We start from the raw sequence: 26,232 nt of genomic DNA on the forward strand, positions 1-26,232 counted from the left end.
GGGGCACGGGTAATGGCGAAACGCGGGAAGCCGGGAGGCCGCGGCAGCCGTCCCACGGCGGGTGTGGTGGAGGTTCCCAGGGGAACCCGGCCGGACGGCCCGGTGGAGGGCGTCTACTACATCGACACCGGAGACTGCGAGCTGATCGCCGACCAGGACAACTCCACCGGCTGGCTCCTGAAAATCAACGGCGTCATGAGCTCCCACATCGACCTCGCCGACCCGCTGTTCCTGGACTTTGAATACATGCGGTGGATGGCAGCGCTCATCGAGTCGCGCTGGCCGCCGTCGGGGGCGTCATCCGGACCCAAGCTTCGCGGCCTGCACCTTGGCGGTGGAGCCTGCTCGCTGGCGCGGTACTTCCACGCCGCCTACCCGGACGCGCGGCAGGTGGTGGTGGAGCTGGACGGCAAGCTGGCCGAGTACGTCCGCGGCTGGTTCGACCTGCCCAAGGCGCCCCTGCTGCGGCTCCGCGTGGGGGAGGCCCGCGACGTGACCGAGACCCTGACGGCGGACACCCGGGACTTCATCATCCGGGACGTGTTTGCCGGGGCTGTCACCCCGCGTCCCCTGACCACCGCGGAATTTACCCGGCACGTCAAGCGCGTCCTGGCGCCTGGCGGAGTCTACGTGGTGAACTCGGGTGACGCGCCGGACCTCAAGAACGCCCGGGAGGATGCCGCCACCATTGCGGCGTCCTTCAAACACACCGTGATCATCGCAGACCCCGCCATGCTCAAGGGCCGCCGCTACGGAAACATGGTGATGGCAGGCAGCGATACCCCGTTCGGTGACGACCCCAAGCTCCACCGGCGGCTCCTGGGTGGTGCAGTCCCTGCACACCTGTGGGACGACGCCCAGGTCCGGGCATTCGCGGCAGGGGCACCTGTGCGGCACGACCCGCCCGCAACTCCATCGATTGCTCCGTAACTGCCGTTTCCACCCCCGAAAACGACAGTTACGGAGCAGCCGGCGAGGTTTTTCCACGGCCCAGCAGCCATTCCCGGTGTTCGGCCATCTGTTCGCGCAGTGCCTGCACCACCGCGGCCACGGCCGGGCGCCGCAGCGAATCCGGCCGGAGCACCATCCAGTAGGGCAGCAGTTCTGCGATCTCGGCCGGCAGCAGGCGGACCAGGTCAGGGTGGAGGTCGCCCATGAAGCAGGGCAGGAAACCAATCCCAGCGCCGGCGCGCGTTGCCTCCACGTGGACAAAAACATTGGTGGAGGTGAGGCCGTCCCGCATGGCCGGCACCAGCCGGCGGGGCGCGTCCAGGTCATCCACCTGCAGCATCGAATCCACGAAATAAACCAGCGGGTGGTCATTGAGCTCTGCCACCGTGGCCGGCGTACCGTGCTCGGCCAGGTATGCGCGCGAGGCGTACATCCCCAGCATGTATTCACCCAGCCGCATGGCCTCGGCCCGGTGCACCTGCGGTTCGCCCACCACCACCTCGATGTCCAGGCCGGACCTCTGCTGCAGCGCCCGCCGTGTCATGGTCACCACCTCAACGCTCAGCCCGGGATGGTCGCGCCGCAGCCTCGCCACCGCGGGTGCGGCGATATAGGCGCTGAAGCCATCGGTTGCGGTCATGCGTACGACGCCGGTAATCGGGTCAGGTGCCCGTCCGGCGGGCCCCAGGGCGCCCACCACCGCTTCGACCTGCTCAGCGGCCTGGACCGCCTGCGCTCCGAGGACGGTCAGCTCCCATCCTCCGGGGGCACGGGCCAGGACCCTTCCGCCGAGTGCCTTCTCCAGGGAAGCGATCCGGCGGGAAACGGTGGTGTGGTTCAGGCCCAGTGCCTGCGCGGCGGCCGTGAACCTGGCGGTGCGGGACACCGCAAGGAGTACCAGCAGGTCATCCGGATTGACGTTCATATCTGCAATTCTGCACACAGCACGTGCTGCATTGGCTATTGAAGGCGCATGTCCGTGCAGTAAGACTCAGTGGAGCCATTAGTGCTGGAGGTCACAGCACGTGTCGCCGTGGACACGGAGGAGAAACCCATGAGCGCTGAACAGCGCCCGGCAGATAGCACTGCCGGACCTGCCCCGTTAGACGCTGCGCTGCGTGACCGGCCGGAAATTCTGTTAGAAAGCCCGAGGGGACTGCCATGGAAAACACTTTGAACGGCCGCAAGGCACTGATTACCGGGGGAGCGGGCGGGATCGGCGCTGCCAGCGCGCGGGCCCTCGCCGCCCGGGGTGCCAAGGTGGTGATCGCGGACGTCGACGCCGCCGCGGCGGAAGCACTTGCGGATGAAGTGGGAGGCACCACCTGGGCCGTTGACCTGCTGGACGTGGACTCGCTCGCAACCCTGAGTCTTGACTGCGACATCCTGGTGAACAATGCCGGGATCCAGCGCATCAGTCCCATCGAGGACTTCGAGCCGGCCGATTTCCGTCGCCTGGTTACCCTGATGCTGGAGGCGCCGTTCCTGTTGATCCGGGCGGCGCTGCCGCACATGTATGCGAACAATTTCGGCCGGATCATCAATCTCTCCTCGGTGCACGGGATCCGGGCTTCTCCCTTCAAGAGCGCCTACGTCTCCGCCAAGCACGGCCTGGAGGGGCTGAGCAAGGTGACGGCGCTTGAGGGCGGGGAGCACGGCGTTACCTCCAACTGCATCAACCCCGGATATGTGCGCACCCCGCTGGTGGAGTCGCAGATCGCGGACCAGGCCAAGGTGCACGGGATCCCGGAGTCGGAGGTCCTGGCCAAAGTCATGCTGACCGAGTCTGCCGTCAAAAGGTTGGTGGAGCCGGAAGAAGTGGCCTCACTGGTTGCCTGGCTCGCGTCGGACCACGCGGGCATGGTGACAGGCGCCAGCTACACCATGGATGGCGGCTGGTCGGCACGCTAGCCGCCTGGCACAGGAGTTTTCGTCCAGATATGCCCGCTTCCGCGGGCGTCCACCCCTGCATATCTGGACAAAAACTCAATCCAGCTGCTTGATTTGCCGGTGGTCGTAGAAGAACACGCCGTGGGCGGTATCCACCCCCACGGATGTTCCCTGCTGGAAAACCACCACTCCCTCTCGGCGGCCCTTGAACGGGTCATCCGCCACCACGGCGTCACCGATGTTGTAGGGTGACCGCGGGGCGAAGGGCTTCAGCATGCGGTTCCATGTTTGGGCTGCAACGCTGGTCAAGCTGATGGGCCGGCCCATGCTCGACGGGTCCCGGACAACGGCTTTGGCCATATGTACCAACTCCTCGGAAGCGGCGCAGGCCGCCCACTTATGGTGCAGGTTAACCGGAACGCTCCCAGCAGAGGGCGGCCCTCCCATTCCGGCTGGCACCTTATGTCAAAGCTAGGCGCTATTCACACCAGTCACACCAGTAACAGGTACTCGCTTTTGGCAAGGCCGGTACTTGCCTGTGACAGTGAGACTCAACGCTGGCCGTTGACGATGTCCTCCGCGTTCTCGAAGGCCCACGCAACCAGCGGAACCAGGAGGGCGCTCAGCCCGTACCCGCGCTCGGTGAGGCTGTAATCCACCCGGGGCGGAATCACCGCCTGCGCGTCCCGGCGCACCAGGCCGTCCCGCTCCAGGGTCTTGAGGGTCTGTGCCAGCATCTTTTCGCTGATGCCCTCGGCCCGGCGCCGCAGGTCGCTCCACCGCTGCTCGCCCTCGGAAAGCGCAAGCAGGATCAGCACTCCCCATTTACTGGTGACGTGGTCCAGCACGGTCCGGCTGGGGCACCCGGCCGGGAAGACGCCGTCGGCAAGGTCGACCGGAAGCGGTGCTGCCTGGGGAGGACGGTCAGAGGCACTAACTTTCATGTTAGTACCTTACCTAAAAGTGCGTACTCTCTTTGGGGAAGTAATGAAAAGTCCTGGTGGTTGTGCTTCATGACAGACACCCTACGGAAGGAATTTTCATGAGCATCGTCATCACCGGAGCAACCGGCCAGCTGGGCCGCCACGTCGTCGAGGCCCTGCTGGAGCGCAGCGTCCCGGCCGGGGAGATTGTGGCCGCGGGGCGTTCAGTGGAAAAGCTGGCCGGCTTTGCCGCGCGCGGCGTTCAGGTCAAGGCAATGGACTATGCGGATGCGTCCTCCGTGGCCTCGGCACTGAAAGGCGCCCGGAAAGTGCTGCTCATCTCCGGCAGCGAGGTTGGCCAGCGCGTGGAGCAGCACCGCACCGTGATCGAAGCCGCGAAGGCCGAAGGCGTGGAGCTGTTGGCCTACACCAGCATCGCCAACGCCGACAGCACGGGGATGAAGCTGGCGGCCGAGCACCAGGCCACCGAGGCCATCCTGCGGGACTCAGGGGTTCCCTTCGTTCTGCTGCGGAACGGCTGGTACCTGGAGAACTACACCGACCAGCTGCCGGGAACCCTGGCGCAGGGTGCCCTGGCCGGGAGCGCCGGCGACGGCAAGGTCAGCGGCGCCGCGCGTGCGGACTACGCCCACGCCGCCGCTGCAGTGCTCGTGGCTGGGGGCCAGGCGGGCAAGGTGTATGAACTGGGCGGTGACGAACCCTTCAGCATGGCGGACCTCGCAGCCCAAATCAGCGCGGCCACCGGAAAAACCATCACCTACAACGACCTGCCTGCAGATGACTACGCAAACCTGCTGGCCGGGGTGGGGGTCCCGGAGGCCTTCGCGGAGATCCTGGCCGACTCGGACCTGGGCATCGCCCGCGGGGACCTGCTGGTAAGCAGCGGAGACCTGCGCAGGCTGCTTGGACGGCCTGCCACCTCGCTGGCTGAGGCTGTGCAGGCGGCCGCTGCCGCCGTATAGCGGCGGAGCTTCTGCGTTTGGCACTGGGCGGAGGCCTCCGGCCGGCAGCCGGCAACTGCTGCCGGCCGGAGGCGCAGGGGAACCGCAGAATCCGCCGCGGGTTCTGATGACCATGGGCGGCGGTGGGGCCGGCGCACAAAAGGTGGTCCCGCCGTCGGCCGCCCCCTTGACGCGGTGCTGGCTTTTCCCTAGGTTGGGGGCCTGCTGCCAGCGCGCCGGACGGTGCGGGACAGGCTGCCGGGGAATGCGTTCCGGTACCTGCGGCGGCCCAAAGGAGATCAAGCATGAAAGCTATCGTGCAGGACGTCTATGGGACCGCGGACGTACTTGAGCTGCGGGATATTGCCCGGCCTGCAGCGGGCAAGGGGGAGGTCCTGGTCAGCGTGCGGGCCGCCGGGGTGGAGCAGGGCGTGTGGCACCTGATGACCGGGCTGCCCTACTTGATCCGGCTTTTTGGCTTTGGCCTGAAGAAGCCCAAAGTGCCCGTGCGGGGCCGGGAAGTGGCCGGCGTTGTGGAGGCGGTTGGAGCCGGCGTGACCCGCCTCAAGGCTGGGGACGAGGTCTTTGGCACGTCGGAGGGGTCCTTTGCCGAGTACGTGTGTGCCAGGGAGGGCAGGCTTGCCGCGAAACCCCGGAACCTCTCATTCGAAGAAGCGGCAGTGGCGCCCATCTCCGGCGTCACGGCCCTGCAGGCGGTAAGGGACGCCGGGCATGTTACGGTCGGCCAGAAGGTGCTGGTCATTGGGGCCGGCGGGGGAGTGGGGTCCTTCGCGGTGCAAATAGCCAAGGCCTTTGGTGCGGACGTGACGGGGGTGTGCAGCACGGGCAAAGTTGAACTGGTCCGGTCCCTCGGCGCTGACGCAGTGGTGGATTACACGCGGGAGGACTTTGCTGCTGGCGGGGTGCGGTACGACGTCATCCTGGACACCGCCGGCAACCGTCCGCTCTCCGTCCTCAAACGTGCGCTCGGCCCGCGGGGCACGCTGGTGCTCGTCGGAGGCGAGCGCGGTGGAAAGCTGACCGGTGGCTTCGAAAGGTCACTCGCGGCACCCTTGTTCTCGCTTTTCTCCCGGCAGGAATTCAAGGGCCTGGTGTCGAAGGAGACGCACCTTGACCTTGAAGCCCTGGCATCCCTCGTTGAAGCCGGGAGCGTTAAGCCAGTTGTGGACAAGGTCTTCACGCTTGCGGAAGCACCGGCCGCCATCACCTATCTCCGGGAGGGCCGCAGCCTCGGGAAAGTAGTGGTCAGGATCTGATCCTGGCTTTTGCCCTGCAGCAGCAGGGTTTGTTGTTTATCCATGGCGGGGACTCCACCTAAGCGTTCACAGTCGCCGCCCCTGCGGTGTCTGGCATCCCAGACACCAGGCATGGTCTGATGGCACACAGGGGCCCTTTCAGCGCGCAAGGTTAAGTACGGGATACCGGACAGGGCTGCGAGGCCGCGCAAGAAGCGATGGAGGAAACATGCTGTTGGACACTGAGGCCGGTCCTGGAACCAGCGGCGCACCACAGGCGGCATCGAAGGCGACGTCCAAAGTCCCCGCTGCCGAGAACACCCTGCGCATCCTCAAACTGCTGGCGTCGCGGCGTGGCCCGATGGCGGCGTCGCAAATCGCCTCCACCCTGGGCCTGCCGCGTTCCAGCGTCTACCACCTGCTGGGCGTCATGGAAGCAAACGGGTTTGTCCTCCACCTCCATGAGGAGCAGCGGTACGGGCTGGGCATCAGCGCGTTCGAGCTCAGCTCCGCCTACTCCCGGCAGGAACCGCTGTCCCGCCTGGGCCGGCCGTTGCTTGCCTCCCTCGTGGATGCGCTGGGCGAGAGCGCGCACCTTGCCGTGCTGCATGGGCGGGACGTCCTCTACATCGTGGAAGAGCGGGCCAAGAACCGGCCGTCCCTGGTGACCGAGGTCGGCGTCCGGCTACCCAGCCACCTCACCGCGAGCGGCCGCGCCATCCTCGCAGCCCTTCCCAAGTCCCAGGTCCGCGCGCTCTATCCGAACGCTGCTGCCTTCACCGCCCGGCACGAGGTGGAAGGGGCAATCATGAAGTACTCGGCGCTGTCCTCCCACCTGGACCAGGTGAGGCAGCGCGGCTACGCCACCGAACACGGCGAGGTCACGCCGGGCTTTGGCTCGATCGCCGCCGCCGTGACGGACCACCTGGGATGGCCGACGGCGGCCGTCGCCGTCACGTTCCTCGAGGACAAGGTGCCGGCAGGGCAGTGGCCGGCGCTTGCTGCGCGCGTGCAGAAGGCCGCCGATGAGCTCTCGGTCCGGCTCCACGGCCGGCCCGCCAAGTAGTCCCGTCCCCACCCGGATTGCGCCATCACCGGGAGCTCGCAAACCTTCGCCTTTGGGACGGTCGGGGACGGGGCAAGGGCGGCAGGGGAGCGTCCGGTATCCCGGACAGCACCCGCGTGCACGCCCTGTTTCTGCCGCTGCGGACAGGCTTTAGTAGATACAGAACTTCCAGTACACCCCTACCTGAAGGAGCCCCCATGGCACCCGCCGATTTCACCACCGGTGCCCGCCCGGTCAAAGCAGCCCGCGGCACCGAGCTCACCGCCAAGTCCTGGCAGACCGAGGCGCCGCTGCGCATGCTGATGAACAACCTGGACCCCGAGGTCGCGGAGCGCCCGGATGACCTGGTGGTCTATGGCGGCACGGGCCGCGCCGTTCGCTCCTGGGCTGCTTTTGACGCGATCACCCGGACGCTGGAAACCATGGAAAAGGACGAGACCCTCCTGGTGCAGTCCGGCAAGCCGGTGGGCGTGTTCCGCACCAACGAGTGGGCGCCGCGGGTGCTGCTGGCCAACTCCAACCTGGTGGGCGACTGGGCCACCTGGCCCGAGTTCCGCCGGCTCGAGGCCGAGGGCCTGATGATGTACGGCCAGATGACCGCCGGGTCCTGGATCTACATCGGCACCCAGGGCATCCTGCAGGGCACCTTCGAGACCTTCGCCGCGATCGCCCGCAAGCTCACCGGGGACGAGAACGGCACCCTCGCCGGCACCCTGACCCTCACCGGCGGCTGCGGCGGCATGGGCGGCGCCCAGCCGCTCGCCGTCACCCTGAACGACGGCGCGTGCCTGATTGTCGACGTCGACGAGACCCGCCTGCGCCGCCGCGCCGGCAAGCGCTACCTGGACGAGGTGGAAACGGACTTAGACGCCGCCCTCGCCAAGGTCCTCAAGGCCAAGGAGGAGCGGCGCGGCTGGTCCGTGGGCTATGTGGGCAACGCAGCCGAGGTGTTCCCCGAGATCCTGCGCCGCCACCGGGCCGGCGAACTGACGGTGGACATCGTCACGGACCAGACCTCCGCGCACGATCCGCTGTCCTACCTGCCCGAGGGCATCTCGGTGGAGGAATGGCACCGCGAAGCCGAGGCAGACCCGGAAGGCTTCACCAAGAAGGCCCAGGCGTCCATGGCCCGGCACGTTCAGGCCATGGTGGAATTCCAGGACGCCGGGGCAGAGGTCTTCGACTACGGCAACTCCATCCGCGACGAGGCACGCAAGGGCGGCTACACCCGGGCCTTCGCGTTCCCCGGCTTCGTCCCGGCCTACATCCGCCCCCTGTTCTGCGAGGGACTGGGCCCGTTCCGCTGGGTGGCCCTCTCCGGAGACCCCGAGGACATCCGCGTCACCGACGCGGCCATCAAGGAACTGTTCCCGGAGAACAAGCACCTGCACCGCTGGATTGACGCCGCCCAGGAGCGGGTGGAGTTCGAAGGCCTCCCGGCCCGGATCTGCTGGCTGGGCTACGGCGAACGCGCCAAGGCCGGGCTGCTGTTCAACCAGCTCGTCAAGGAAGGCAAGGTCAAGGCGCCCATCGTGATCGGCCGCGACCACCTGGACTCCGGCTCCGTCGCCTCCCCGTACCGCGAAACCGAGGCCATGGCCGACGGCTCCGACGCAATCGCCGACTGGCCCATGCTGAACGCCCTGCTGAACACCGCCTCCGGTGCCACCTGGGTGTCGCTGCACCACGGCGGAGGCGTGGGCATCGGCCGCTCCATCCACGCCGGCCAGGTCTCCGTCGCCGACGGCACCGACCTCGCCGCCGAGAAACTCGAGCGCCTCCTGACCAACGACCCCGGCATGGGCGTCATCCGGCACGCCGACGCCGGCTACGGCCGCGCCCTCGAGGTCGCCAAAGAGCGCGGCGTCCGCATTCCCATGAACGAGTCTTCAGGGACCAACTAGTCCATCGGTTGCTCCGTACCTGTCGTTTAGAGCCTCGAAAACGACAGTTACGGAGCAGTCGATCCCCACACACCACAAAAAGTAGGAATCATGACATTGACAACCCACGAACCGCTGACCGTCACCCTCGGCACCAGCGGGGTCACGCCCGAGGATGTTGTCGCCGTCGCGCGCCACAACGCGAAGGTGGCCATCTCCGCTGAAGCCCTGCAAACCGTTGCCAAGGTCCGGGCCCATATTGACGATCTCGCCGCCAGCGACGTCCCGGCATACGGAATCTCCACCGGCTTCGGCGCCCTTGCTAACCGCCACATTCCCAACGAGCTGCGCACCCAGCTGCAAAAGAGCCTGATCCGCAGCCACGCCGCCGGCATGGGGCCGGCCGTGGAACGCGAAGTGGTGCGCGGCATCATGTTCCTCCGCGCCAAGACCCTGGCCTCCGGCCGCACCGGCGTCCGCCCCGTGGTCCTGCAGACCATGGTGGACGTCCTCAACGCCGGCATCACGCCGGTGGTCCGCGAGTTCGGGTCGCTGGGCTGCTCCGGCGACCTTGCGCCCCTGTCGCACTGCGCCCTGGTGCTGATGGGTGAAGGCGAGGCGGAAGGGCCCGACGGCGCCAGGTACGGCGGGCGGGGAGAACGGCCTGTTGCTGAACTGCTTGCAGCGCACGGCATCGAGCCGGTCACCCTTGCGGAGAAGGAAGGCCTGGCCCTGGTCAACGGCACAGAGGGGATGCTGGGCATGCTGCTCATGGCCATCGCAGACCTTCGGCAACTGCTGACGACGGCGGACATCACCGCGGCGATGAGCGTCGAGGCGCTGCTGGGCACCGACCAGGTGTTCCTCCCGGAGCTGCACGCCGCACTGCGCCCCCATCCGGGGCAGGCCGCCAGCGCTGACAACATGCTGCGCGTACTCTCCGGTTCGCCGATCGTGGCCTCCCACAAAGTAGGCGATTCCCGCGTGCAGGACGCCTATTCGCTCCGCTGCGCCCCGCAGGTCACCGGTGCGGTCAGGGACACGCTGGACCACGCGGACCTGGTGGCGTCCCGCGAACTGGCAGCGGCTATCGACAACCCGGTGGTGCTGCCCGACGGCCGGGTCAGCTCGAACGGCAACTTCCACGGCGCCCCTGTGGCGTACGTCCTGGACTTCCTGGCCATCGCCGTCGCGGACCTCAGCTCCATTGCTGAGCGGCGGACGGACAGGATGCTGGACCCGGCGCGGTCCCACGGACTTCCCGCATTCCTCGCAGCGGACCCCGGCGTCGATTCCGGGCTCATGATCGCCCAGTACACCCAGGCCGGGCTGGTCTCGGACAACAAGCGGCTCGCGGTCCCCGCATCGGTGGACTCCATCCCGAGTTCGGCCATGCAGGAAGACCACGTCTCCATGGGCTGGCACGCTGCCCGCAAGCTCCGCAAGGCCGTGGAGAACCTGCGGCGCGTCCTGGCGATCGAGCTGGTGACGTCTGCGCGGGCCCTGGACATCCGCAGCCAGCTCTCCGGCGGTGTGCTGACTCCGGGGCTGGCGGGCGCCGCCGTCGTCCGTGCACTGCGGACCGTGGTGGACGGGCCCGGGACGGACCGCTTCCTGTCCCCGGAGCTTGAAGCCGCGGACAGGCTGGTGGCAGCAGGGGAGGTCCGCCGCGCAGTCGAATCAGCGGTGGGCCCCTTGGCTTGACCGGCGAAGAATCTTCAGCGCATCAGCACAAAGCGTCCGCCTGGTGAAATTTCCAGCGACACAGACATCAGGCGGACCCGGAGTGTAGTAGAACTGAAGGTGTAGTGAAAGTCACATCAAAGAGGCTGTGGCGCGGAACATATACAAAGGGGTAGAAGTTCACATGAAAGCACGTGGGGCAGTCCTGTCGAGGCGCAATGCCCATTCCGCCGTTATTTCCGACTGGAGGGGACTCCAGGCCGGGGAACGCGTCGAGATCATCAAGCAGGCGCATGTGGTGGCCACCGGGGAGGTGGAAGAAGTGTCGCAGAGCGGAAACGTTCTGTGGCTCGTGCCGGCTGGTCCGTCCGAAAAGCAGCTCTTTTTGAAGTCCGACGGCGTGCAGGTCCGCCGCGGCTGACAGCCCCGGTAACCGCATAGACAAAAGTCCCCGCCGCTGCAGATGCAGCGGCGGGGACTTTTGTCTATGCGAGGAGAGGCGTCCTACGCAAACTGTCAGGCGGCGATGGCCTCGTAGGTCTCGCCGAAGGGGACCGATTCATCCAGCGCCACGGTGTAGCGGCCGGGGTGCAGCCTGGTCACCAGGATGCCGCAGGACGCGTCCTGGGCGGCAACCTCAATAAGTTCCGCAACTGCCTCTTCCAGGCCCGTGTGGACGTCGCCCGCCGTGGAGAACTCCAGGTCGATCGACCGGAGCGCCGGAGCGTCGGCGGGGGAGGAATCGGCGCTAACGCGTTCCATGGTTGCTGTAGTCATGTCCAAACTTTCTGTGTTCCATGCCTGAGGGCATCCCAATCATACCCGCTGCCCCGTGTAAATGTCAGATGTCTGCCCTTTGGAGTGTCGACGAGCTCTTCCCAGGCGGCAGGAGAAGCGGGCCTTCCAGTCACAATGGGGCGCGTTGGCGGCAGGCCGGCGCATCAGCAACCATGGGTTTGAACGTGCAACGTCAGCTCGAAGGAGGACCGGATGAAAATCATGCGCCTGGGTGAAATCGGCAGGGAACAGCCGGCCGTTATGGTGCCGTCCGCAGGCGGGCCCGGCCGGTACTACAGCCTGCTGCCGCTGACCCAGGACGTGGACGGAGCGTTCCTGGCCTCCGGAGGAACGGGCAAGGTCCGCCACGCGCTGGAAGCCGGGCTGCTGCCGGAACTGCAAGGAGCCGAGACGCTCCGGATCGGGCCTCCGCTTGCCAGGCCCGGCTCGGTGGTGGGTATCGGGATGAACTACGCCGCGCATGCTGCCGAGTCAGGTTCCCCGCCCCCGGAGGTCCCGGTGGTGTTCCTCAAGCCGAGCAATACTGTTGCGGGGCCGTTCGATCCTGCACCCGTTCCGCCCAACTCCAGCAGGTACGACTGGGAGGTGGAGCTGGGAATCGTCATCGGCAGGGAAGCCAGCTACCTGGAATCCGTAAGGGAGGCGGAGGACTGCATCGCCGGTTATGTCACCGCCAACGACCTCTCCGAGCGTGAGTACCAGCTCCCCGGAACGGCCGGCCAGTGGACCAAGGGCAAGTCCCTCCCCGGCTCCACGCCGCTGGGCCCGTGGCTGGTTCCGGCAGACGAGATCGACGGCGGGAACCTGCGGTTGCGGAGCTGGGTCAACGGGGAGCCGCGCCAGGACTCCAAAACCTCAGAGCTCATCTTCGATGCCGCCACGCTTGTCCACCACTGCAGCCAGTACATGCGCCTGGAGCCAGGGGACGTTGTCCTGACCGGAACGCCGGAAGGCGTGGCGCTCAGCGGCCGCTTCCCCTACCTCCAGCCGGGTGACGTGGTGGAGGTAGAGGTCGTGGGGCTGGGGCGCCAACGCCTTGAGCTGTTCCGCGCTGGAGAGTCCGGCAGTTAGCCAGCCTTCACGGCGAGGACCGGGCAGTCGGCTTCCAGCAGGATCCGCTGGGATACGCTGCCCATGATGAGCTTGCCCACCGGAGTCCGGCGGCGCAGGCCGATCACAATCAGTTCCGCGTTGTTTTCCTCCGCGGCATCCAGCACCTCCGCTGCGGCATCGTGTCCACGGACCGGCTGCTTGATCACGTGGTCGATGCCCTGGGTGGCCAGCCGGTCCTCGATGCTCTGGATCTCCGGCTCCTGGGCGTAGCGGTTGTCCACCAGGGCGTCACCCTTGGAGGAGTTGATCACCAGGAGTCTGGTGTTGCTCTTCCGGGCTTCGTGGATGGCCTGGGTCAGGGCTGCTTCGCCCTCGGGGGTAGGGACGTATCCCACAACGATCGTCATGACTGTTCCTTAGGTAGTGGTGTCTGGTGGTCGAAGGGCGGGCGCCGTGGCTTAGTCGCTGCCGCCGCCGCCGTCGCCCCCGTCGCCGCCGCTGTGGCTCCCGCCGTCGGCCCGGTGGCTGCCGTGGCTCACGGTTCCGCCGGCTTCGCGCGGCGCGGAGGTGGCCTCGGGGGCCGAGCGCAGGGATCCGTCCGAGCTTGCAGGCGCGTCGGCAGGTGCAGTTTGGACGGGCCGGTTGCGCCGGACCAGCTTGAAGAGCAGCGGCCATACCAGGATCAGCGCCACGATGATGTAAACAACGACGGCGATCGGCTCGCTCCAGAGCCCTGCCGGGTCACCGGCGCTGAGCTGCAGGCTCTTGCGCAGCTGGCCTTCGATCCGGGGCCCCAGGATGACGCCAAGGATCAGGGGCAGCACGGGCAGCCCGAACCGGCGCATCATGAATCCCAGTGCGCCCAGCGCCAGCAGGAGAACAAGGTCGAAGGCCTGCAGGTTAACCGAGTAGGCGCCCAGGGTGGCGAAGAACAGGATGCCGGCGTACAGGTACGGCCGGGGCAGCTGCAGGAGCTTGGCCCACAGGGGAGCCAGCGGCAGGTTGATCAGCAGGAGCAGCAGGTTGCCGATGAACAGGCTTGCGATCAGCGCCCAGACCAGGGGTCCCTGGCTGGAAAACAGCTGCGGGCCCGGCTGGATGCCGTAGGAGGTGAAGGCTGCCAGCATGACGGCGGCAGTGGCGTTGGTGGGAAGGCCCAGCGCCAGCATGGGGGTCAGGGTTCCGGCGGCGGCTGCGTTGTTGGCAGCTTCCGGACCGGCGACGCCCTCGATAGCGCCCTTGCCGAACTCCTCGGGGTGCTTACTGAGCCGCTTCTCTGTCACATAGGACAGGAAGGTGGGGATTTCCGCGCCGCCGGCGGGAAGGGCGCCGAAAGGGAACCCGAAGGCGGTGCCGCGAAGCCAGGGCTTCCAGGAACGGCTCCAGTCCTTTTTGCCCATCCAGGGCCTGCCGACCGGGATGACGTGCAGGGGGGTGCGGCGCAGGTGCGCGGCAACCCACAGGGCTTCGCCCACTGCGAAGATGGCCACTGCCACCACAACGATGTCCAGGCCGTCCGCGAGCAGCGGCTGGCCGAAGGTCAGGCGGCGCTGGCCGGTGACGGAGTCGATGCCCACCAGGCCGATGGCCAGGCCCAGGGCCAGCGAGGAGAAGCCGCGGAGCCGGGATGAACCCAGTACGGCTGTGACGGCCAGCAGGGCCAGGACCATGATGGCGAAGTAGCTGGGAGCGCCCAGGCTGACGGCGAATTCCACCACGATGGGGGCGCAGACGGCCAGGAGCGCGGTGCCGATGGTGCCGGCGATGAACGAGCCGATGGCCGCCGTCGCAAGGGCCTGTGCGGCCCGCCCCGCTTTGGCCATTTTGTTGCCTTCGATCGCCGTCACCACCGAGGACGATTCACCGGGTGTGTTGAGCAGGATCGAGGTGGTGGAGCCGCCGTACATGCCGCCGTAGTAGATGCCGGCGAACATGATGAAGGCGCTGGTGGGTTCCAGGGCGTAGGTGACCGGCAGGAGCAGGGCCACGGTCATGGCCGGGCCGAGGCCGGGCAGGACGCCGACGGCGGTGCCCAGGATGACGCCGATGACGGCGTAGAGGAAGTTCATGGGGGTGAGGGCGGTGGCGAAACCGTCCATCAGTGAGGACCAGACGTCCATCAGAGGATTCCTTCCAGGAGTCCGGCGGGCAGTGCGATGCCCAGCCCGAGGTAGAAGCCGTAGAAGGTCAGCAGGGACAGGGCCACGGAGATGAGCCCGTCACGGATGTAGCGGCGGCTGCCCAGTGCCAGGACGCTGCCCCAGAACAGGACGGTGCCGGAGATGACCCAGCCGGCCCAGTCGATGAGCAGGATGTTCAGGATAAAAGCGCCCGCGAGGGGCAGGATGGTCTTCCAGTCGGCAGGGTGGGTGAGGTCGACGTCCTCGCCGCCCTCCGCTTCGCCCTGGCCGCCCCGGATCACGTTGATGGCCAGCAGCACTGCGCAGGCAACCAGCAAACCGGCCACGATGAACGGGACCGTTTTGGGACCAACCGGGTCCGACTGGGAGTACGGGGTTACCAGGCCGTTGGCGTCCAGGAAGACAAGGACGCCAACCGCGCCGAGCAGGAGGGCAACCCCCAGCTCGGCGCGGCCTTTAAGGCCTGTGGTCAGGGAGCTCACGCCAACCCAAGCTTGGTCAGGACGTCCGCCACCCGCTTGTCCTGCTCGGTGAGGAACGTCTCGAACTCATCGCCAGTGATGAAGGCGTCGGTCCAGCTGTGGGTCTTCAGCGCTTCCTTCCAGCCTTCGGTTGCGTGCATCTCCTCAAGGGCGGCGATCAGGGAAGCCTTGTCCTCGTCGCTGATGCCCGGAGGGGCCACGATGCCGCGCCAGTTGGTGAACACCAGGTCGATGTTGGATTCCTTCAGCGTGGGGGCGTCCACACCCTCCAGGCGCTCCGCGCCGCTGGTTGCCAGCACGCGCACTTCGCCGGATTCGATCTGCTGCAGGTACTCGCCGGCACCGGAAGCGGCAAAGCCAAGCTTGTTGCCGAGGATCGCGGGCAGGAGGTCTCCGCCGCCGTCGTAGGAAACGAAGTTCACCTTGGTGGCGTCAATGCCCACAGCGCCGGCCAGCTGCATGGGCAGGAGGTGGTCCGGGCCGCCCGGCGAGGAGCCGCCTCCTACGGAGATGGAAGCCGGGTCGGCCTTCCAGGCCGCCACAAGGTCGTCGATGGTCTTGTAGGGGGAATCCTTGCTGACCATGATCGCGCCCGGCTCTTCGATCAGACGAGCCAGCGGGGTGGTCTCGGTCAGCTTGGACTCGGACTTGTTGGTGTAGCTGGCTCCAACGACGCCCAGCCCCATCAGCATGGTGAGGTCGCCGTTGCCCTTTTCGTTGACCACGCGGGCCAGGCCCACGGTGCCGCCAGCACCGGCGAGGTTGAAGACCTCGGTGTTGGTGGAAATCTTCTCGTCGTCGAGGACCTTCGCTGCGGCGCGTGCGGTGGTGTCGTAGCCGCCGCCCGGGGTGTTGGGGACCATGATCTGCAGTCCGGTGATGGGTCCGGCGGCGGCGCCGGAGCTTTCCGAACCGGTGGAGCTCTTCCCGGTGGCACCGCAGCCGGTGGCCATCAGGGCGATGCCGGCGGCGACGGCGGCAACTCGCAATGCGCGGATCTGGCGCATGGTGTTCCTCTTCTCAGTAATGCAATTCTCTACAGGATGATCAGCGGACCTGATCTGTCCTTCGATGCTAGGCCCGGCCGTGACGGCGATCACTCTTGTGTACGCAGAGAAAGTTAAGTTCATTGCGTTCACGTTTCCGGCTCCCCACCACGCCCCGGTTCACATCGCCTTTCGCCCCGGTGTGCATCGCGCTTTAGGCTGGAAGCCGGCTACGGAATGTGGGGATTGACATGGCGGAGCGAGGCGGGCGTTACGGAACCGCGCCGGCAGCATGGATGGGCATGGCGGTGGTCCTGCTGGCGCTGGTGCCGGCAGCCATGCGGGTTGCAGAGGGACGGGCCGGCTGGCTGGAGGCGCTGTTCATCCTGGCCGGCGCCGGATTCATCACATTCCATGCAACCCGGCTGGTGCTGCTGCACCGCGCGGGCGGGAATCCGGGAGCAGGCTCGAGCGCAGCCCGCGGGAGTGGCGGGAAAGAGGACGACGGCGGTCTCCGCTGACTGTCCCGCAGGCTGCGGTATAGTTCCGGTACGCCGGGAGGGGGCGGGCAGCGCACTTCCCTGTGCCTGCGCCCAGGCACCCGAACCACCACTAAAGGAATCCACGCAGTGACGCGACGAAGAGGAATGTCCCTCGCCGGGCAGTACCTTGTGCTCCAGTTGCTGATCGTCCTGGCAGTGCTCGTGGCCGTGGTTGCCATCTCCCTGGCCCAGTCCGCTGCCGCCTTTGAGCGCACCGAGGGCAGGAGGGCGCTCTCCGCCGCCGAAGCGCTCGGCAACAACCCGACCGTACGGGCTTTGCTGCCCGAGGCGCAGCCTCGGGTGGGGTCCGCCTTGCCGGCGGTGGCCGAGTCCGTCCGAACCGTCTCGGGATCGTCGCACGTCACCCTGGCGAAGCTGGACGGGACGGTGGTTGCCGCTTCCGATCCGGGACTGCTGGGCCAGCCCCTGGAACTCGGAGCCAGCAGGGTGATGGAGGGCAGGGCGTGGACCGGCGTGCTGGACAAGAGCGGAACTGCCGTCCTGTCCGCCCATGTTCCCGTCCTTGACGATTCGGGAAAGATGATCGGCATCGCATCGATCAGCCGCAACTACCCGTCCACCCTTGAACGGCTGGGCGACGCCGTCCCCAACCTCCTGACCTACCTCGGCGTGGCCAGCGTCCTGGGCGTGGCGGGCTCCCTGCTGTTGTCGCGGCGGGTCAAACGCCAGACCCTGGGGATGGAACCGAGCGAGATCACCGGGCTGGTGGAAAACCGCGAGGCCATGCTGCACGGACTGAAGGAAGGCGTGGTGGCGCTGGATCCGCACGAGCGCGTCACGGTTGCGAACGACAGTGCCCGGGAACTGCTGGGCCTGCCGCCGGACTGCGTGGGCAGGAAACTTGCTTCCCTTCCGGTGGACCCGGCCCTCAAGGTGGTCCTTACCCGCGACCAGCCGGATCCGGACCAGCTGGTGCTGGTGGGGGAGCGGCTGGTGGTGCTCAACCGTGTTCCCATCCGCTCCCGCGGCCGCAACATCGGCTCGGTGACAACCCTGAGGGACCGGACAGAGTTGTCCTCCCTGGAGCGTGAGCTGGGTGCCACCCGGACCGCGACGGACACGCTGCGCGCGCAGGCCCACGAGTTCGCCAACCAGCTGCACGTGATTTCCGGCCTGATCCAGATCGGCGAGTACGATTCCGTGGTGCAGTTCGTCAACGGCGCTACGGTGGACCGGACCAGGCTGAACGATGAAGTGACCAGCCGGATCCAGGACCCCGCGCTCGCCGCCCTGTTGATTGCCAAGTCCAGCCTCGCCACCGAGCGCGGCGTGGCACTGCAGCTTGACCCGCAGTCTGCACTGGGACCGGTCAGCGATGAGTTGTCCCGGGACCTCGCCACCGTTGTGGGGAACCTGGTGGACAACGCGTTCGACGCCGTCACGGGGCTTCCGGAGGCAGCCGTCAGGGTGCTGGTGGAGGACGGCAGGGACCATGTCACCGTCACGGTCCGGGACTCCGGTCCCGGCGTTCCGGACGAGGCCGTCGAGGACATCTTCCGCCAGGGGTTCTCCACGAAGGAAGCCGGCCCGTCGGAGAGCCGCGGCTTCGGGCTGGCGCTCTCCCGGGTGGTCTGCCGGCGCTCCGGCGGGGACCTCACCGTGGCCAACAGCAACGGAGCAGTCTTCACCGCACGATTCAAAAGAGGTGCAACGCAGCCATGATCAAGGTGCTGATCGTCGACGACGACTTCATGGTGGCCAAGGTCCACGCCGGGTTCATCCAGCGGACACCCGGCTTCGCCGTGGTGGGCGTGGCCCACACCGGTGCCCAGGCGGTGATCGAGACGGAACGGCTGAAGCCGGACCTGGTGCTGCTGGACATCCACCTTCCGGACATCAACGGGCTGGACCTGATGCACCGGCTGCGGGACGTTGCCCCGGAGCTGGACGTGCTGGTGATCAGTGCGGCCCGCGAGGTGGAGACCGTGCGCAAGGCCCTCCGCGGCGGAATTGTGCACTACCTGATCAAGCCGTTTTCCCAGTCGGACCTGCAGGAGCGCCTGGAGCATTACCGCAGTGCGTACCAGGGGCTGGATTCAGCCAAGGATGTGGCTGAGCAGTCGGACGTCAACCGGGTGTTCGGCCTGGACCGGACCGAGCGGCCGCTTCCCAAGGGCTGCAGCATCGAGACCCTGAAGCTCGTGGAGGCCACCCTGAACGCCGCGGCGGGGGATCTCTCTGCGGCCGAGGTGGCCGAACAGCTGGGAACGTCCCGGGTCAGCGCCCGGCGCTACCTGGAGTACCTGCACGATGAAGGGACCCTGGACGTGAGGCTCAAGTACGGGGTGGGGCGTCCCGAGCGGCGCTACGTCCTCAAGGGCCTTTAGCCGGCCTTCAGTGCTCGCCGCCGGAGGTGGGGCCCGGGAGGAACTCCGAGGGCAGTTCCGCCACCGGAATGATCACCATGTCCTGCACCTTCCAGTCCATGGCCACGCAGTCCTTGCGTGCTGCCTCCAGCTGTTCCAGCGACGGCACGGCACCCCCGGCCGGAACCACGAAGGACTCAATGTGGAAAACATGTCCTTCATCGCGGATCCGCGACCTCGCGTCGGCTGCCCAGTCCAGGCTGCGGAGGTAGGCGTCCACCTGCCGGCCCAGCGGATGCGGTTCGCCGTCGTCGTAGGTCATGGCCCGCTTGTCCATGAGTGCGGAGACGGCGGCGCGGGTGTTCTTGAATCCGTCGTGGAGGATGCTGGCAGAAATCAGCAGTGCCGCGGCATAGTCCGCCCACCACAGCCCAAGGCCGATTCCGCCGACGCCAGCCACCGCCGCAACGGCGGTCATCCAGTCCGCCTTGTTCATGTCCGCGTCCGCGTACAGCACTTTGTCGTGCAGTTTCTCGGCAAGTTTCATCTTGGCCCTGCCCAGGAACACCGGCGGGGCAGCGGTGAGTAACATAACGGCCATCATGAGCCAGCCCAGCCAGATGGTGCTGCCGAAAAGCTCGATGCCCCCAATGGTGGGATGCTCGGCCTTCAGCAGGCCGAGCCCGGACTCCACCAGGAGGTAGCCGCCCATGACCGTCAGGGCAACAGCCGCCACCAGGTGCGCCACCCCCGTTGACCGGTGGTAGCCGTAGGGGTGGTCCTCCGACGGCGGCTTCCGGATGATGCGGGCTGCAATGAGGAAGGAGATGGGCGGCAAAAAGGAGAGGAGGTCCTCGATCCAGGCCGCCTTCATGGCCTGCGAGTTGCCCAGCACCAGGAACACCAGGGTGGTGGTCACCGCCAGGAAACCCATGGTGGCCCACTCGAGCCTGGCGGCCTTGCGCAGCGCATCCCGCTGCTCCGCCGGAAGTTCGGTGTGCCCGAACCGCACGGTGCCGCCGCTTCGAAGGTCTGTCATTGCTCTGCCTTCACTTCCATCAGGTACTTGTCCAGTTCAAGCAGGAAGGCGTTCTCGCCGAGCGGTACCAGCATGACGTGCTTGTGGAGGCTTCCACGCCCGTCCCGGGATTCCGCGTAGGGCCGGGTCGTTCCGGCGTGGGTCACCCAGGGTGTTTTGTCGTCCAGGCCGCCGATCACCAGATCCAGCCCGCCATGCTTGAGTTCATCGGCCAGGACCTGTTCTGTTCCTGCCACCCACTCGACCTCCGCCCCAAGCCGGGCTGCGAAGTCCTTCACCAGTTCCGCTTCCGTGCCCTGGACGTCGTTGCTGCTGAGCCCGCCGCTGCCCGAAGCGTTAATCCGCACCCAGTCGCCGTTCATGCTGGCGCCCACGCGGAGGGTTCCGCCCCGCACATTCTCCAGGGTCCCCTCAGGGTCGGCCGGGAAGCTGGATCCGCAGCCGGACAGGACCATCAGGACGGCCAGCAGCAGGCCTGCCATCATTCCTCGGCGCCGCATTGGGCCCACTCCTTTCCGTCGGTAATGGTCCAATAATAGACAGCATACTTACTTTTTTGGGAGCCGTGCCGTGCGTTGGATCAGCGCAGCAGGGTGTCCAGCAGCCGCGCCGCCACCCGGGCGGTCCGGCCGTCGACGTCAAGGGCGGGGTTCAGCTCTGCAATGTCCAGGTGCAGCAGCTTCCCGCTCCAGGCCACCTGCCGGCACACCGCGGCGATAACCGGAAGAGGTACGCCGTACGCCGCCGGCGCACTGACGCCCGGGGCCACGCCGGCCGGCAGCACGTCAAGGTCGATGGTCAGGTAGAGCACATCAATCCCGTCAAGGAACCCGGCCACGAAGGCGCGGACACGGTCGGCCTCGCAGTCCTCGTCCAGCAGGTAGCGCACGCCGAGCGCCCGCGCCGTGTCAAAAAGTGCCCGCGTGTTGTTGGGTTCGGAAATTCCGACGACGGCGTAGCGGAAGTCGCGCCCGGCGGCCGCTTCCGCAAGGGCAATCTGCAGGAACGGCGTGCCGGACGTGGCCAACGGTTCCTTCCGCAGGTCGAAGTGGGCGTCAAGGTTCAGGATGCCCAGCCGCTTCCCGCCCCGGACCGCCTCGGAGGCGGCCACCCCCAGGTAGCTCGCGAAGGCGGTTTCATGGCCGCCGCCCAGCACCGCGGTCAGGTGTCCGGCGTCGAGCAGTGCCGCCACGGCCCGGCCGGCGCGTTCCTGGCCGGACTCAAGGTCACCGTCTGACACCACCACATCCCCGGCGTCGTGCACGGCCCGGTCCAGATGGAACGCAAGGGGGCCCATCGCCTTGCGGATCGCCGCGGGTGCGGCCGCCGCACCGGTGCGGCCCTTGTTCCGGCGCACCCCCTCATCGCTGGCGAAGCCCAGCAGGGCCGCGGGCTTGGAATCCCCACCCGCACCCCCCATCAGGCCCTCCGCGCCGGTACCTGCTGTCCCGCCGTCGTACGCAGCAACTGCCTGCCACCAGCGGCGGTGTGCGGCGTCGTCGCCGTCGTACCTCCCCTTCCAGGGCTGGGGCGGGAGGTCAACGGCAGGGATCGGAAGGGCCATGCTCCAAGCTCACTGCATGCGGGCGGCGAAAACCAGCAGCACCGCCGCCGCCCTGTCTGGAATTCAAGATCGTCATCGACTGCGGGCGGCAGGGGCTATTGTGGAGCAATCCCTTCCCCCGGGGGACCCCATCACCTTTTGCGCCGGACGGCGCATCAGATTTAGGCCGGAGAACAGTCCCGTGTTTGAAGCCCCCAGCATCCTCTTTGCTGCCGCCGGCGCGGCCGTGTTTACCGCAGCTGTCCTCCCGAAGCTCCTGCGCAACATGCCGTTCTCCATGCCCATGGTTTTCCTTGGCGCCGGCATGGCGGCGTTCGCCCTGATTCCAACGCTTCCGGACCCGGACCCCATGGCGCACAGCGACTTTGTGGTGCACCTGACGGAGATCTGCGTCATCATCTCGCTGATGGGCGCCGGGCTTGCCCTGGACCGTCCCGTGGGCCGCAAGCGCTGGGCCACCACCTGGCGGCTCCTGGGAATCGCCATGCCGCTGTGCATCGTCGCCCTGACCCTGCTGGGCCTGTGGTTCCTGGGCCTGGGCCTCGGCGCTGCCCTGCTGGTGGCCTCCAGCCTGGCACCCACGGACCCGGTCCTGGCCTCCGAAGTGCAGGTGGGCGAGCCAGCGGACGAGGAAGAGGGCGCGGACAAGGAAGATGAGGTCCGCTTTGGCCTCACGTCCGAAGCCGGCCTCAACGACGGGCTGGCGTTCCCCTTTGTCTACCTGGCCATCGCCATCAGCATCGTGGGTTCATCCCCGGGGGCCTGGTTCCCGGAATGGTTTGGGGTGGACGTCCTGTGGCGGCTGGCCATCGGGCTGCTGCTGGGGTTCCTCACCGGCAAGCTCCTGGCGCGGCTGTTCTTCTCTGCCCGCGTGGACAGCCTCCGGCTGTCCAACCACTCGGAAGGCTTCGTGGCCCTCGCCGCAACGTTCCTCGCGTACGGCGCCACCGAGATGATCGAGGGCTACGGTTTCATCGCCGTGTTTGTCTGCGCCGTGACCATCCGTGCCGCTGAGCACACCCACGGCTACCACCGGGTGCTGCACTCCTATGTGGAGCAGCTGGAACGGCTCATGACAGTGGTGATCCTGGTCCTGCTGGGCGGCGCGATTGCCCGGGGGCTGCTCGCCGGGATCGGCTGGGCCGAGGTGCTGGTGGCGCTGGCCTTCCTGGTGCTGGTGAGGCCGTTGGCAGGCTGGGTGGGGCTGCTGGGCGGCAAGACCGGTCCCCGCGAACGGATCGCCCTCTCGTTCTTCGGGATCCGGGGGATCGGCTCGCTGTACTACCTCTCCTATGCGCTGGGCAAAGGCGAGTTCGGCGGCCAGGCGGAGGAGCTGTGGGCTTTTGTGGGGCTGGTGGTGGCGCTGTCCATCGTGATCCATGGCGCCACCACCTCGCCGCTCATGAACCGCCTGGACAAGCTCCGGGAAAAGAAAGCCCGCGCGTTGACCGGTGATGAAGGCCTGGCGCCGAACACTCCCGTGTAAGGCGCCAGGCCTGGGTTTTTCTGCAGCCGGGGCCGCGGGCTACATTCCGAGTGCCGCCTCAATGGGACCTACGGCGAAGAACAGCAGGAACGCACCGGCAACGGCCCACATGAGCGGGTGGATCTCCTTGACCCTGCCCTGGACGGTGCGGATCAGGACAAAGGCGATGAAGCCGGCGCCCAGGCCGTTGGCGATGGAATACGTGAACGGCATTAGGGTGAAGGTCAGGAAGGCCGGGATGGCAATGCCCCAGTCCTGCCAGTCGATCCTGCCCACCTGGGACACCATCATGAAGCCCACCACCACCAGGGCCGGGGCCACCGCTTCGAAGGGCACCAGGTTGATGAGCGGGGTGAAGAACATGGCCACCAGGAACAGCAGCCCGGTGACGATCGAGGCCACGCCCGTGCGGGCACCTTCGCCGATTCCGGCGCCGGCTTCCACGTAGATCTGGTTGGAGGAAACCGAAGCGCCGCCGCCCACGATCGCGCCGAGGGCATCCACCTGCAGCACGCGGTCGACGTCCGGGATGTTGCCGTGTTCATCGACTGTTCCGGCCTCGTTGGCCAGGCCCACCATGGTCCCCATGGCATCGAAGAAGATGCTCAGGAGGATGACGAAGGCCAGCAGGGTGGCGGCAACGAAGCCCAGGTGCTCGAAGGCGCCGAACGGGTTTGCCTTGCCAATCAGGGAAAGGTCCGGGGCGGCCCAGCCGGTGAAGGTCGGCGCCACCAGGGACCAGCCCTGGGGGTTGGAGGTCTTGCCGTCGAAGCTCGGTCCGATGTGCAGGGTCATCTCCAGGAGCACCGAGATGATGGTGGAGGTGATGATGCCGATCAGGATGGCGCCCTTGACCTTGCGCACCACCAGGGCGATGGTCAGGATCAGGCCGAAGATGAACACGGCGGTGGGCCAGCCCAGGAGCTTACCGTCGTAGCCGAGTCCAACGGGCACGGTGGTGCCGGCGACATCCGGGATGCGGCGGACGAAGCCGGCGTTGACCAGGCCGATCAGCGCGATGAACAGGCCGATGCCCACCACGATGGCGGTCTTGAGCCCGTCCGGAACGGCCTTGAACACCGCGGTGCGGAAACCGGTGAGGACCAGGATCAGCATGGTGACGCCGGAGAGCACCACCAGGCCCATCATGTCCGGCCAGGTCAGTCCCGGGTTGGTGGCCACGGTGACGGCCACGAACGCGTTGACGCCCAGGCCGGTGGCAAGCGCGAAGGGGTGCTTTGCCCAGGCTCCCATCAGGATGGTCAGGATGCCTGCCACGAAGGCGGTCACGGCGGCAACGGCGGTGAACCCCAGGGTGGTGCCGCTGGAGTCCGGACCGGAGAGGATCAGGGGGTTCAGCACCACGATGTAGCTCATGGCGAAGAACGTGGCGAAGCCGCCGCGGATCTCGCGGGAAAGGTTGGAACCGCGCTCGGTGATCTTGAAGTACCGGTCCAGGGCAGAGCCTTGCTTAAGCATTAGTCCTCCGGGGAAGTCTGTGGGGATACCTGCATCCTATGGGGGCGGCGGCTGGGCGGCAGGCATTTTCGCCTAGTCTGTAAGGAAGCCAACACAAGGAGCAGCCACAGCATGCGTCCCATCCGCCAGATCCTGACCCTGGGGCCCGGGCTCCTCGTTTTCGCCGCCGCGGTGCTGGGCCTCGCCGGTCCCGCCGCCGCGCATGATGCCGCGGAATCCAGCAGCCCCGCCGCCGGCGCGTCGGTGCCCGCCCCGCCCGAACAGGTTTCTGTGACCTTCAACAACAACCCGCTGGGCATCGGCGCCGCGTTCTCCGTAAAGGACACCGCCGGCACCGAGTGGGCGGAGGGACCCGTGGACATCGTGGACAACGTGGCATCCCAGAAGCTGAAGGCCGGAGGCCCGGCGGGGGAGTACACGGTGGCCTGGCGCGTGGTCAGCGCCGACTCGCACCCCATTGAGGGGACGTTCGCCTTTACGGCCGCCTCGGCCGGGCAGGGTGCCGTGCAGGCTACAAGTCCAGCGCCGGCTACAAGTCCAGCGGCCGCAGGGAGTCCGACGGCGGCGGGTACAACCGCCGCCCCCGGCGCCGGCACAGGCACCGCTCCCACCATGGGGACGGCCCAGCCTGGCACCACGGGCGAGCCTGAACAGGTGGGATCCGGGGAGCCGTTCCAGTGGAGCATTGTTATTTTTGCCGTCGTGGCGGTGGGGCTGCTGGCCACCCTTGCCATCCTGGCCCGGCGCCGGCTCGCGGCGGGCTCGGACGACGAACGGTGACGGGTGCCGGCGGGACCGCCGGCAGGGACGCTGGGCGGCGCTAGCAGGACAGGGCCGCAAAGCTCCCGGTGGCGGGATAAGCCACGCTCTCCGGGTGCACCCTGGCGGAGATCGCCTGGCCGACTGTCTTGGCCTGCCGCAGGACTTCCTTGGGTGAGGGCGTGATGAGCTCGCCCACGCCCACCAGGTAGATTCCGATGGCCCGCATGGCTGCGGTGAGGTTCCGGCCCACAGCCATGCCGAAGTCATTGACCATGCGCCGGAGCTGGCTGTGGGCGCAACGGGTCAGGACAATGTGGTCCGCCACCAGGATTCCGGTGGGCGTGTGCACTTCCCACTGCGGGGCCGAAGCAAGCGGGGAGCCGCCGTTCACCATGGTCAGCTGGATGGCGCGGGTGGTGTTGCGGACGTCGACGTCGTGGCTGGCGGCATAGTTCCGCAGGTGCCGCAGGATTTCGTTGCGTTCGCGAAGGTTGACGGAGTCCGCCGCATCGCACCGCTGAAGGGAAGCTGTGTTGGCCGGTTGTGCAGCGCCCAGGAGGTCCAGTCCGTCCACCACTATCGAATCCACGCCACGGCGGCACAGCTCGGCAGCCACGGCGAGGCCGGACAGGCCCGTGCCAATAATGACTGTGGTGGTCTGTTCGGTCCCGGCATTCCCAGGCATGCTTGACACTACAGTTTCCCTCCTTCGAAGTTTTGGCAGGTGCGGGCGTCCTCGCCCGCGCGCGTCCCGTTACCCCCAAAGTCCGGCCGCAGTGCGTGGCCGGGCAGCTCTGACGGAAAGAGGCAGTAGGCGTCCCGGACCAACAATGTCCTGAAGACTACAGAAGATTCGCGGCCAGGGATAGCCCAATCCCGAAACAATTTCAGCCGGGTGAAGGCGCTTTCCCGGAGACTGCCCACCGCCTGTGGACAAGCGCCGTTTCCCCGGACCGAAG

Annotated in this window: 27 protein-coding genes; 14 read left to right on the plus strand and 13 right to left on the minus strand. The window is 67.1% G+C overall.

From position 1 onward, the window contains the following. Positions 1-12 precede the first annotated feature (12 nt). On the plus strand, positions 13-930 hold the full coding sequence (locus ABRP28_RS18195) for a fused MFS/spermidine synthase (protein WP_350000986.1): 918 nt from the start codon (positions 13-15) through the stop codon (positions 928-930). Between the two features lie 28 nt (positions 931-958). On the opposite strand, the gene ABRP28_RS18200 is transcribed toward ABRP28_RS18195, so the two are convergent. Then, on the minus strand, positions 959-1,876 hold the full coding sequence (locus ABRP28_RS18200; protein WP_350000985.1) for a LysR family transcriptional regulator: 918 nt from the start codon (positions 1,874-1,876) through the stop codon (positions 959-961). 236 nt (positions 1,877-2,112) lie between these two features. Between ABRP28_RS18200 and ABRP28_RS18205 the strand changes: the two genes are divergently transcribed. After that, positions 2,113-2,862 (plus strand): 3-hydroxybutyrate dehydrogenase, encoded by a 750-nt coding sequence (locus tag ABRP28_RS18205; protein ID WP_350000984.1) that lies wholly within the window; start codon positions 2,113-2,115, stop codon positions 2,860-2,862. 75 nt (positions 2,863-2,937) lie between these two features. Here the strand turns inward: ABRP28_RS18205 and ABRP28_RS18210 are convergent, their stop codons facing one another. Both ABRP28_RS18210 and ABRP28_RS18215 read right to left on the minus strand, forming a co-directional pair. Next, positions 2,938-3,201, minus strand: coding sequence for a hypothetical protein (locus tag ABRP28_RS18210; protein ID WP_350000981.1), 264 nt, complete (start codon positions 3,199-3,201; stop codon positions 2,938-2,940). Positions 3,202-3,392: 191 nt separating this feature from the next. Beyond that, positions 3,393-3,785: a helix-turn-helix domain-containing protein gene (locus tag ABRP28_RS18215; protein WP_350000980.1), complete on the minus strand. Its 393-nt coding sequence runs from the start codon at positions 3,783-3,785 to the stop codon at positions 3,393-3,395. Positions 3,786-3,883: 98 nt separating this feature from the next. On the opposite strand from ABRP28_RS18215, the gene ABRP28_RS18220 reads away from it, so the two are divergent. The 6 genes from ABRP28_RS18220 (at position 3,884) to ABRP28_RS18245 (ending at position 11,035) form a co-directional block, all read left to right on the plus strand. After that, the gene (locus ABRP28_RS18220; protein ID WP_350000978.1) at positions 3,884-4,747 is read left to right on the plus strand and encodes an SDR family oxidoreductase; all 864 of its coding nucleotides are present in this window, start codon (positions 3,884-3,886) and stop codon (positions 4,745-4,747) included. 284 nt (positions 4,748-5,031) lie between these two features. After that, positions 5,032-6,003 (plus strand): NAD(P)-dependent alcohol dehydrogenase, encoded by a 972-nt coding sequence (locus ABRP28_RS18225; protein WP_350000976.1) that lies wholly within the window; start codon positions 5,032-5,034, stop codon positions 6,001-6,003. 208 nt (positions 6,004-6,211) lie between these two features. Further along, positions 6,212-7,048 (plus strand): IclR family transcriptional regulator, encoded by an 837-nt coding sequence (locus ABRP28_RS18230; protein ID WP_350000974.1) that lies wholly within the window; start codon positions 6,212-6,214, stop codon positions 7,046-7,048. 197 nt (positions 7,049-7,245) lie between these two features. After that, complete coding sequence (locus tag ABRP28_RS18235; RefSeq protein WP_350000973.1) at positions 7,246-8,952, plus strand: urocanate hydratase; 1,707 nt, start codon at positions 7,246-7,248, stop codon at positions 8,950-8,952. A gap of 90 nt (positions 8,953-9,042) precedes the next feature. Next, complete coding sequence (gene hutH, locus ABRP28_RS18240) at positions 9,043-10,635, plus strand: histidine ammonia-lyase (protein ID WP_350000971.1); 1,593 nt, start codon at positions 9,043-9,045, stop codon at positions 10,633-10,635. 163 nt (positions 10,636-10,798) lie between these two features. After that, the gene (locus tag ABRP28_RS18245) at positions 10,799-11,035 is read left to right on the plus strand and encodes a hypothetical protein (RefSeq protein ID WP_231456195.1); all 237 of its coding nucleotides are present in this window, start codon (positions 10,799-10,801) and stop codon (positions 11,033-11,035) included. A gap of 95 nt (positions 11,036-11,130) precedes the next feature. On the opposite strand, the gene ABRP28_RS18250 is transcribed toward ABRP28_RS18245, so the two are convergent. After that, positions 11,131-11,391, minus strand: a complete 261-nt coding sequence (locus ABRP28_RS18250; protein WP_350000967.1) for a hypothetical protein — start codon at positions 11,389-11,391, stop codon at positions 11,131-11,133. Positions 11,392-11,604: 213 nt separating this feature from the next. Between ABRP28_RS18250 and ABRP28_RS18255 the strand changes: the two genes are divergently transcribed. After that, the gene (locus tag ABRP28_RS18255; protein WP_350000966.1) at positions 11,605-12,483 is read left to right on the plus strand and encodes a fumarylacetoacetate hydrolase family protein; all 879 of its coding nucleotides are present in this window, start codon (positions 11,605-11,607) and stop codon (positions 12,481-12,483) included. On the opposite strand, the gene ABRP28_RS18260 is transcribed toward ABRP28_RS18255, so the two are convergent. From ABRP28_RS18260 to ABRP28_RS18275, 4 genes are read right to left on the minus strand one after another with little or no spacing between them, the layout of a single operon-like run. After that, entirely contained in the window at positions 12,480-12,872 is a 393-nt protein-coding gene (locus ABRP28_RS18260; RefSeq protein WP_231456192.1) for a universal stress protein, read from the minus strand. The genes ABRP28_RS18255 and ABRP28_RS18260 overlap by 4 nt on opposite strands. Before the next feature lie 51 nt (positions 12,873-12,923). Next, on the minus strand, positions 12,924-14,585 hold the full coding sequence (locus tag ABRP28_RS18265; RefSeq protein ID WP_350000964.1) for a tripartite tricarboxylate transporter permease: 1,662 nt from the start codon (positions 14,583-14,585) through the stop codon (positions 12,924-12,926). Beyond that, positions 14,585-15,088 carry a tripartite tricarboxylate transporter TctB family protein gene (locus ABRP28_RS18270; RefSeq protein ID WP_350000963.1) on the minus strand — a complete coding sequence of 168 codons (504 nt, stop codon included), beginning with the start codon at positions 15,086-15,088 and terminating at the stop codon, positions 14,585-14,587. Before ABRP28_RS18270 ends, ABRP28_RS18265 begins: the two co-directional genes overlap by 1 nt. Further along, the gene (locus ABRP28_RS18275) at positions 15,085-16,095 is read right to left on the minus strand and encodes a tripartite tricarboxylate transporter substrate-binding protein (protein ID WP_350000961.1); all 1,011 of its coding nucleotides are present in this window, start codon (positions 16,093-16,095) and stop codon (positions 15,085-15,087) included. Before ABRP28_RS18275 ends, ABRP28_RS18270 begins: the two co-directional genes overlap by 4 nt. Before the next feature lie 230 nt (positions 16,096-16,325). Here ABRP28_RS18275 and ABRP28_RS18280 point away from each other — a divergent pair, with 230 nt between their 5' ends. The 3 genes from ABRP28_RS18280 to ABRP28_RS18290 all read left to right on the plus strand — a co-directional run bounded on the left by ABRP28_RS18280 (position 16,326) and on the right by ABRP28_RS18290 (position 18,964). After that, positions 16,326-16,595 (plus strand): hypothetical protein, encoded by a 270-nt coding sequence (locus ABRP28_RS18280; protein ID WP_350000959.1) that lies wholly within the window; start codon positions 16,326-16,328, stop codon positions 16,593-16,595. Between the two features lie 126 nt (positions 16,596-16,721). Then, a complete protein-coding gene (locus tag ABRP28_RS18285) occupies positions 16,722-18,299 on the plus strand; it encodes a sensor histidine kinase (RefSeq protein ID WP_350001578.1) in 1,578 nt (525 codons plus the stop codon). Next, positions 18,296-18,964 (plus strand): response regulator, encoded by a 669-nt coding sequence (locus ABRP28_RS18290; RefSeq protein ID WP_231456187.1) that lies wholly within the window; start codon positions 18,296-18,298, stop codon positions 18,962-18,964. Before ABRP28_RS18285 ends, ABRP28_RS18290 begins: the two co-directional genes overlap by 4 nt. Positions 18,965-18,971: 7 nt before the next feature. Here ABRP28_RS18290 and ABRP28_RS18295 read toward each other — a convergent pair whose 3' ends face one another. The 3 genes from ABRP28_RS18295 to hutG all read right to left on the minus strand — a co-directional run bounded on the left by ABRP28_RS18295 (position 18,972) and on the right by hutG (position 21,546). Beyond that, complete coding sequence (locus ABRP28_RS18295) at positions 18,972-19,982, minus strand: cation transporter (RefSeq protein ID WP_350000957.1); 1,011 nt, start codon at positions 19,980-19,982, stop codon at positions 18,972-18,974. Then, a complete protein-coding gene (locus ABRP28_RS18300; RefSeq protein WP_350000955.1) occupies positions 19,979-20,482 on the minus strand; it encodes a transporter substrate-binding domain-containing protein in 504 nt (167 codons plus the stop codon). The genes ABRP28_RS18295 and ABRP28_RS18300 overlap by 4 nt, the downstream gene beginning before the upstream one ends. Positions 20,483-20,562: 80 nt before the next feature. Next, a complete protein-coding gene (hutG, locus tag ABRP28_RS18305; RefSeq protein ID WP_350000953.1) occupies positions 20,563-21,546 on the minus strand; it encodes a formimidoylglutamase in 984 nt (327 codons plus the stop codon). Positions 21,547-21,727: 181 nt separating this feature from the next. Between hutG and ABRP28_RS18310 the strand changes: the two genes are divergently transcribed. Further along, a complete protein-coding gene (locus ABRP28_RS18310) occupies positions 21,728-23,032 on the plus strand; it encodes a cation:proton antiporter (RefSeq protein ID WP_350000951.1) in 1,305 nt (434 codons plus the stop codon). Positions 23,033-23,071: 39 nt separating this feature from the next. Here the strand turns inward: ABRP28_RS18310 and ABRP28_RS18315 are convergent, their stop codons facing one another. After that, positions 23,072-24,511, minus strand: coding sequence for an NCS2 family permease (locus tag ABRP28_RS18315; protein ID WP_066273499.1), 1,440 nt, complete (start codon positions 24,509-24,511; stop codon positions 23,072-23,074). A gap of 111 nt (positions 24,512-24,622) precedes the next feature. Between ABRP28_RS18315 and ABRP28_RS18320 the strand changes: the two genes are divergently transcribed. Next, positions 24,623-25,291: a copper resistance CopC family protein gene (locus ABRP28_RS18320; RefSeq protein WP_350000948.1), complete on the plus strand. Its 669-nt coding sequence runs from the start codon at positions 24,623-24,625 to the stop codon at positions 25,289-25,291. A 40-nt stretch (positions 25,292-25,331) separates the two neighbouring features. Here the strand turns inward: ABRP28_RS18320 and ABRP28_RS18325 are convergent, their stop codons facing one another. Next, entirely contained in the window at positions 25,332-25,958 is a 627-nt protein-coding gene (locus ABRP28_RS18325; RefSeq protein ID WP_350001576.1) for an FAD-dependent monooxygenase, read from the minus strand. Positions 25,959-26,232: the final 274 nt, after the last annotated feature.

It is taken from the genome of Pseudarthrobacter sp. WHRI 8279, from assembly GCF_040224115.2.
In the GTDB taxonomy this organism is placed as follows: Bacteria; Actinomycetota; Actinomycetes; order Actinomycetales; family Micrococcaceae; genus Arthrobacter.

What these genes read in the sequence shown, in the direction of transcription:
- ABRP28_RS18195 (WP_350000986.1), top strand. Translation starts at nt 13, where the DNA reads ATGGCGAAACGCGGGAAGCCGGGAGGCCGCGGCAGCCGTCCCACGGCG.
- ABRP28_RS18200 (WP_350000985.1), bottom strand. Translation starts at nt 1,876, where the DNA reads ATGAACGTCAATCCGGATGACCTGCTGGTACTCCTTGCGGTGTCCCGC.
- ABRP28_RS18205 (WP_350000984.1), top strand. Translation starts at nt 2,113, where the DNA reads ATGGAAAACACTTTGAACGGCCGCAAGGCACTGATTACCGGGGGAGCG.
- ABRP28_RS18210 (WP_350000981.1), bottom strand. Translation starts at nt 3,201, where the DNA reads ATGGCCAAAGCCGTTGTCCGGGACCCGTCGAGCATGGGCCGGCCCATC.
- ABRP28_RS18215 (WP_350000980.1), bottom strand. Translation starts at nt 3,785, where the DNA reads ATGAAAGTTAGTGCCTCTGACCGTCCTCCCCAGGCAGCACCGCTTCCG.
- ABRP28_RS18220 (WP_350000978.1), top strand. Translation starts at nt 3,884, where the DNA reads ATGAGCATCGTCATCACCGGAGCAACCGGCCAGCTGGGCCGCCACGTC.
- ABRP28_RS18225 (WP_350000976.1), top strand. Translation starts at nt 5,032, where the DNA reads ATGAAAGCTATCGTGCAGGACGTCTATGGGACCGCGGACGTACTTGAG.
- ABRP28_RS18230 (WP_350000974.1), top strand. Translation starts at nt 6,212, where the DNA reads ATGCTGTTGGACACTGAGGCCGGTCCTGGAACCAGCGGCGCACCACAG.
- ABRP28_RS18235 (WP_350000973.1), top strand. Translation starts at nt 7,246, where the DNA reads ATGGCACCCGCCGATTTCACCACCGGTGCCCGCCCGGTCAAAGCAGCC.
- hutH (WP_350000971.1), top strand. Translation starts at nt 9,043, where the DNA reads ATGACATTGACAACCCACGAACCGCTGACCGTCACCCTCGGCACCAGC.
- ABRP28_RS18245 (WP_231456195.1), top strand. Translation starts at nt 10,799, where the DNA reads ATGAAAGCACGTGGGGCAGTCCTGTCGAGGCGCAATGCCCATTCCGCC.
- ABRP28_RS18250 (WP_350000967.1), bottom strand. Translation starts at nt 11,391, where the DNA reads ATGACTACAGCAACCATGGAACGCGTTAGCGCCGATTCCTCCCCCGCC.
- ABRP28_RS18255 (WP_350000966.1), top strand. Translation starts at nt 11,605, where the DNA reads ATGAAAATCATGCGCCTGGGTGAAATCGGCAGGGAACAGCCGGCCGTT.
- ABRP28_RS18260 (WP_231456192.1), bottom strand. Translation starts at nt 12,872, where the DNA reads ATGACGATCGTTGTGGGATACGTCCCTACCCCCGAGGGCGAAGCAGCC.
- ABRP28_RS18265 (WP_350000964.1), bottom strand. Translation starts at nt 14,585, where the DNA reads ATGGACGTCTGGTCCTCACTGATGGACGGTTTCGCCACCGCCCTCACC.
- ABRP28_RS18275 (WP_350000961.1), bottom strand. Translation starts at nt 16,095, where the DNA reads ATGCGCCAGATCCGCGCATTGCGAGTTGCCGCCGTCGCCGCCGGCATC.
- ABRP28_RS18280 (WP_350000959.1), top strand. Translation starts at nt 16,326, where the DNA reads ATGGCGGAGCGAGGCGGGCGTTACGGAACCGCGCCGGCAGCATGGATG.
- ABRP28_RS18285 (WP_350001578.1), top strand. Translation starts at nt 16,722, where the DNA reads ATGTCCCTCGCCGGGCAGTACCTTGTGCTCCAGTTGCTGATCGTCCTG.
- ABRP28_RS18290 (WP_231456187.1), top strand. Translation starts at nt 18,296, where the DNA reads ATGATCAAGGTGCTGATCGTCGACGACGACTTCATGGTGGCCAAGGTC.
- ABRP28_RS18295 (WP_350000957.1), bottom strand. Translation starts at nt 19,982, where the DNA reads ATGACAGACCTTCGAAGCGGCGGCACCGTGCGGTTCGGGCACACCGAA.
- ABRP28_RS18300 (WP_350000955.1), bottom strand. Translation starts at nt 20,482, where the DNA reads ATGCGGCGCCGAGGAATGATGGCAGGCCTGCTGCTGGCCGTCCTGATG.
- hutG (WP_350000953.1), bottom strand. Translation starts at nt 21,546, where the DNA reads ATGGCCCTTCCGATCCCTGCCGTTGACCTCCCGCCCCAGCCCTGGAAG.
- ABRP28_RS18315 (WP_066273499.1), bottom strand. Translation starts at nt 24,511, where the DNA reads ATGCTTAAGCAAGGCTCTGCCCTGGACCGGTACTTCAAGATCACCGAG.
- ABRP28_RS18320 (WP_350000948.1), top strand. Translation starts at nt 24,623, where the DNA reads ATGCGTCCCATCCGCCAGATCCTGACCCTGGGGCCCGGGCTCCTCGTT.
- ABRP28_RS18325 (WP_350001576.1), bottom strand. Translation starts at nt 25,958, where the DNA reads ATGCCTGGGAATGCCGGGACCGAACAGACCACCACAGTCATTATTGGC.